7 protein-coding genes are annotated in these 4,856 nt (G+C 49.3%); 6 read left to right on the top strand and 1 reads right to left on the bottom strand.

What is annotated here, in order from left to right; all coding sequences use genetic code 11:
* The 4 genes from L0156_02840 to L0156_02855 form a co-directional block, all read left to right on the top strand.
* Positions 1 to 185 (top strand): hypothetical protein (locus L0156_02840; GenBank protein MCI0601926.1); only part of this gene is annotated, 185 nt, incomplete at its 5' end.
* Between the two features lie 2 nt (positions 186 to 187).
* On the top strand, positions 188 to 1,123 hold the full coding sequence (locus L0156_02845) for an SDR family oxidoreductase (GenBank protein MCI0601927.1): 936 nt from the start codon (positions 188 to 190) through the stop codon (positions 1,121 to 1,123).
* Positions 1,124 to 1,588 (top strand): DUF4864 domain-containing protein, encoded by a 465-nt coding sequence (locus tag L0156_02850; protein ID MCI0601928.1) that lies wholly within the window; start codon positions 1,124 to 1,126, stop codon positions 1,586 to 1,588.
* 76 nt (positions 1,589 to 1,664) lie between these two features.
* Positions 1,665 to 2,561: a cysteine synthase family protein gene (locus tag L0156_02855; protein ID MCI0601929.1), complete on the top strand. Its 897-nt coding sequence runs from the start codon at positions 1,665 to 1,667 to the stop codon at positions 2,559 to 2,561.
* 101 nt (positions 2,562 to 2,662) lie between these two features.
* Here the strand turns inward: L0156_02855 and L0156_02860 are convergent, their stop codons facing one another.
* Positions 2,663 to 3,997, bottom strand: coding sequence for a hemolysin family protein (locus L0156_02860; GenBank protein ID MCI0601930.1), 1,335 nt, complete (start codon positions 3,995 to 3,997; stop codon positions 2,663 to 2,665).
* Between the two features lie 80 nt (positions 3,998 to 4,077).
* Between L0156_02860 and L0156_02865 the strand changes: the two genes are divergently transcribed.
* Positions 4,078 to 4,557, top strand: a complete 480-nt coding sequence (locus L0156_02865) for a hypothetical protein (protein ID MCI0601931.1) — start codon at positions 4,078 to 4,080, stop codon at positions 4,555 to 4,557.
* Between the two features lie 17 nt (positions 4,558 to 4,574).
* On the top strand, positions 4,575 to 4,856 hold a 282-nt coding region (locus L0156_02870), incomplete at its 3' end, for a hypothetical protein (protein ID MCI0601932.1).

Here is a 4,856-nt window from a genome sequence, read left to right on the forward strand (position 1 = left end):
CGGCCAGACTTCTGCGGTTCGGAGTTCCTTGTTCGATATTCGGACTTCTCTCCGCTATCATTTTGGTTGTCGGCTATGCCGCGTTAGGTAAGAAAGGGGATAAGGAGATAAAAAAGATAAGGAGATTTTTTTTAAATATCCCCACATCTCCATCATTTCCTAATCTCCCTTCTTACACGAGCTAAATATGGAAAAGTATCTGGTGACTGGTGGCGCCGGTTTCATTGGCTCTCATATTGTGGAAACGCTTCTGAGAGACGGGAACTTTGTCCGGGTGTTGGACGATTTCGATACAGGGAGCCGGCGGAACCTCAAGGATTTTTCCGGTGATCTGGAGCTGATCGAGGGAAGCATCGTGGATCGAGAAACGGTTCGGAAAGCCGCCGCGGGTATCGATTACGTTTTGCATCAAGCTGCCAGAGGATCGGTTCCGCGATCTGTTGCGGATCCACTCGGGACACACGATGCAAACGTGACCGGCACGCTGAACATTTTGCACGCAGCCAGGGATGCAGGAGTCCGTCGCGTGGTCTGCGCAAGCTCATCTTCGGTGTACGGCGAAACTCCGGTGCTTCCCAAAGAAGAATCGATGACGCCTCATCCTCAATCGCCTTACGCAACTAGCAAACTCGTGCTGGAACACTATTGCGATATGTTCCATAAGACCTACGGTCTGGAAACAGTGGCATTGCGCTACTTCAATATCTATGGATCGCGTCAGAATCCGGAGCTGCAATACGCAGCAGTAGTCCCGATCTTTATAAAGAACATGCTTCAGCAAAAACAGTGCGTAATTTACGGTGATGGCGGTCAGACGCGCGACTTTACTTACGTTGATGATTGTGTGCTTGCAAACCTTCTTGCGTGTAAGAATCCAGGCGCCGTTGGAAAAGTCTTGAACGTCGCGTGCGGAGCGCAAACGACCGTTCTGGATCTGTTCTCGATTCTTGCGAAGATGCTCAATTACACGCTGGCTCCGAATCATCAGCCTTTGCGGCTAGGCGACGTGAGGCATTCACTTGGATCGACGGCAAAACTCAAGGAGTCGTTGCAATTTCAACCGGCCATTTCTCTTCAAGAAGGATTGCAGCGAACGGTGCTGTGGTATCGTAATTTGCAATAGATGGACTACTATCAGCCAGCTCCTGAGAAAAAGGATCACACGCTTTTAAAATTCCTGGGTGCGGGGATTGGTTGCCTTATTCTGGTTGCCGGGATCGGCGGATTTCTCTTTTACCGCTTTTACTCATACGCAAGAGGTCCCACGAAAATGCTGGAAGATCATATCCGCGCGATCAACCAGAGTAATTACGAACTAGCCTACACCTATTTCGCTGAAGATCTCAAAGAGGATTTTTCTCTTCAGGAATTCCGTGAGGAATTGGAACGTTTCTCCTCATTGCTGCCAAGCCGGAATTCCTCATTTTCACATGTGACAGTTGTGAACAACAAAGCTACGATTGAAGGGACTCTAACAGGACGGGATGGCGCGATTTTTCCAGTCCGCTACGAGTTGATCAGAGAACAAGGTGTCTGGAGAATTTCCAATTATCAATGGACTTCTCCCGGCGAACGAATTTACGTCTAATTAAGTAGCGCGGACGTCTCGTCTGCGCGGGTTACGCAGGCGGGACGCCCGCGCTACTGGCTGATCCACGATTAATATGCGATACGAAAACGCACTGCACACGATCGGGCGCACTCCTCTTGTTCGAATCAACAGGATCTGGAACAGCAAAGAAGTTGAGATCTGGGCCAAACTGGAAGGCGCGAATCCAATGGGCAGCGTAAAGGATCGTCCTGCCCTTGCAATCATCGAAGCTGCGGAAAAGGATGGATCCTTAAAGAAAGGAATGAAAATTCTGGAATCTTCCAGTGGCAATACCGGAATCGGTCTTGCGATGGTAGGGGCAGTAAAAGGTTATAGCGTAATGATCGTGATGCCACAAAAAGTCTCCATCGAAAGGCGGCAGATATTACGCGCGCTAGGCGCCGAAATCGTTTTCACATCCGAAAAGGGAGGGAGTGACGAAGCCTGGGATATTGCGGAAAAACTGCATCGTGAGAATCCGGATCAATATTTCTATACACAGCAATATTCCAACCTGAATAATACTCTTTGTCACTATCATCAGACTGCCATGGAGATCTGGGAGGATATGCAGGGGGATGTTGATGTCGTGGCGATCGGATTGGGGACATGCGGCACCATCATGGGAGTCGGAATGAGACTCAAAGAATTGAATCCGGCGATCAGGGTTGTAGCGCTTGAGCCGCAACGCTCCCATACTCAGCAGGGATTGCGAAACATGGAAGACAGCCGTGTTCCTGAACTGATGGATTGGAGCAAGATCGATGATAAGCTGGTGATCAACGACACGGACGCTTTTGAGTACGCGCGCCGGTTGGCAAGTGAAGAAGGAATCTTCGCAGGCATCTCCAGCGGTACAGCCCTCGCGGGCAGCATAGAAGTTGCGAAAAAGATGAGTCACGGGAAAATCGTCACGATTTTTCCCGACCGCGGCGAAAAATACTTCAGCACCCCACTGTTCCCTAGATAACTATTAAGTCTTTAACGCAGAGACGCGGAGACGCAGAGATAAAGTGAAAGAAATTATTTTTTCCTCTGCGTCTTTGCGTCTCTGCGCCTCTGCGTTAAAATTTAATCCTTTTCGACGGGTTGAGGTTGTAGATTAAGCCGCAACGTTTTGATTCTTGTTCCCGCCATTTCCTCAACCTGAATGACGCCGCCAGGAACTTCCAGCACATCCCCAACGCGTGGAATAGCTCCAAACTCCTGTAGCACGTAGCCGCCGATCGTATCTGCTTCATCCGACTTCAGCTCAAGCCGGAAGCGCTCATTGATCTCGTCCAATCTCACGCGCGCCCGTAACAGAACCTCGTTCTTACTGAGATGGACAATGTCTCGCACCGCAGGGTGATGTTCATCATAGAAATCTCCGATGATCTCTTCAATCACATCTTCCAGAGTCACCAATCCTGATGTGCCGCCGAACTCATCCACAACAATTACCATTTGAGTGTGCTTCTGCCTGAAGAATGTCAAAAGCTGAACTATCGGCATCAGTTCCGGCACAAAATGAGCTTCTTTGATTACCTGGCTTAGATTGAAACGTTCCTCGCGCATGCGCACCAGATCCTTCATGTGCAGGATTCCCGTGATGTTATCGATATCTTTTTCGTAAACGGGAAAACGCGTATGACCCGTTTTGGATGAAAGGACAAGAATTTCTTCCAGTTTTGCGTTTGCAGGAAAGCAAGACATTTCCGTTCGAGGTACCATCACCTGTCGTGCCACAAGATCGCCGAACTTGAAAATCTTTTGCAGCAGATCCTTTTCAGTTACGGATAAAGCGCCGCTCTGGTGACTTGCATCGATCATCAACTTCAGCTCTTCCACAGAATGAACCATCTGATGGCCCTTTGCCGGTGAAATACCGAAGAGCTTGAGAAACATATTTCCGGAACCATTTAAGACCCAGACAAACGGGCGAAATACGATCATGATGAGGCGAATCGGCTCAGAAACAAACAGGGCCGTCCGGTTGGGATACCGGATGCCGATCGTTTTGGGAATCAATTCTCCGATTACCACGTGCAAGAAAGTGATCAGACTGAAAGAAAGCGTAGCTGCCACGGTGTGAGAAGCGATTGCCGCCCACATTTTTGGAAGGAAACCAAACAGCGTCATGAAGACGGCTGCCAGAGTTTGCTCGCCGATCCAGCCGACGAGCAAGCTCGCGATCGTGATGCCCAGCTGGGTTGCTGCAATCACCTCATCGAGATTGTGAGAAATGAGGCGTTCGGTCAGGGCGGCGAACCGATTCCCTTTTTTTGCTCTTTCCCGGAGTCGAGTCGGTCTTGCGCCAACCAGGCCGAATTCCGCAGCCACAAAAAAGCCGTTGAGGAGAATCAGAACAATGACCGCTCCCAGGCGAAACAGGATCGCCTGCCAGCTTAGATGATCGGATTCCATCTCTTCATAATATATCGAATTATCATGGCAATCGAAATGCGAAGATTTTATATTAATCAGGCAGATACGGAGGTATCAGGATGAGAAGGTTTTTCCGTTGTTCTTTACTGGTTTTTGTGGTACTGATGCTAATTAGTTCAACTTCATTTGCAAATCTGAAGAAAGCGCGCATTGGTTCCGGTTCTGTCAAAGTATACGAATTCACCCCATTCACGGACGGTGTAACCAGCATTACTGTTATTTATGACAAAGCCGCTACGGACCTGGATCTCGCGGTCGGTCTGGAGGATGGGACCCTCATCGCTGCCAGCATCTCTCCGGACGATCATTTCGAGACGCTCCATGTCGGTTTGGTCCGTGACATAACATACATTCTGGTTGTGGAAAGCTTTGAAGGTCCTGCAACCAGCTTTCGTCTGATTGTGAATAACGGAGAACAGGGAACAATTTCATCGGCCGGAGCGATCCGGTCAGGCACCACATTACGGGAAATTGAATCGGGCGCAATTGGATCGAAGCTGGAAAAGACGCTTCGTAATCTGCAAAAAGTGAAGAAGTAATTTGTAACACAGCAATCATGGAAACTGAGGATCTGAATCAGCTGATTCGGAAGCTGAATGCAAGTGCGGAAGAGCCGGATGCGCCAGGTGAACAGAGTCAACTTGAGGTCATTAAGGAAGACGCATTGAGCCAGGAAAAGTTCATTCCCTCATCCGGGATCATTGAACCGGAAAGCGGCTCCAGTCCTCTTCATCTTTACCTTGCTGAAGTCGTGCAGCGCGACGGAACTGATCTGCTTCTGGTTCCCGGCGCACCGGCAACCATAAGAGTAAACGGGACGCTGGTCCCTTTGAATGAG

The sequence above is a fragment of the bacterium genome (genome assembly GCA_022616075.1).
Taxonomy (GTDB): Bacteria; Acidobacteriota; HRBIN11; order JAKEFK01; family JAKEFK01; genus JAKEFK01.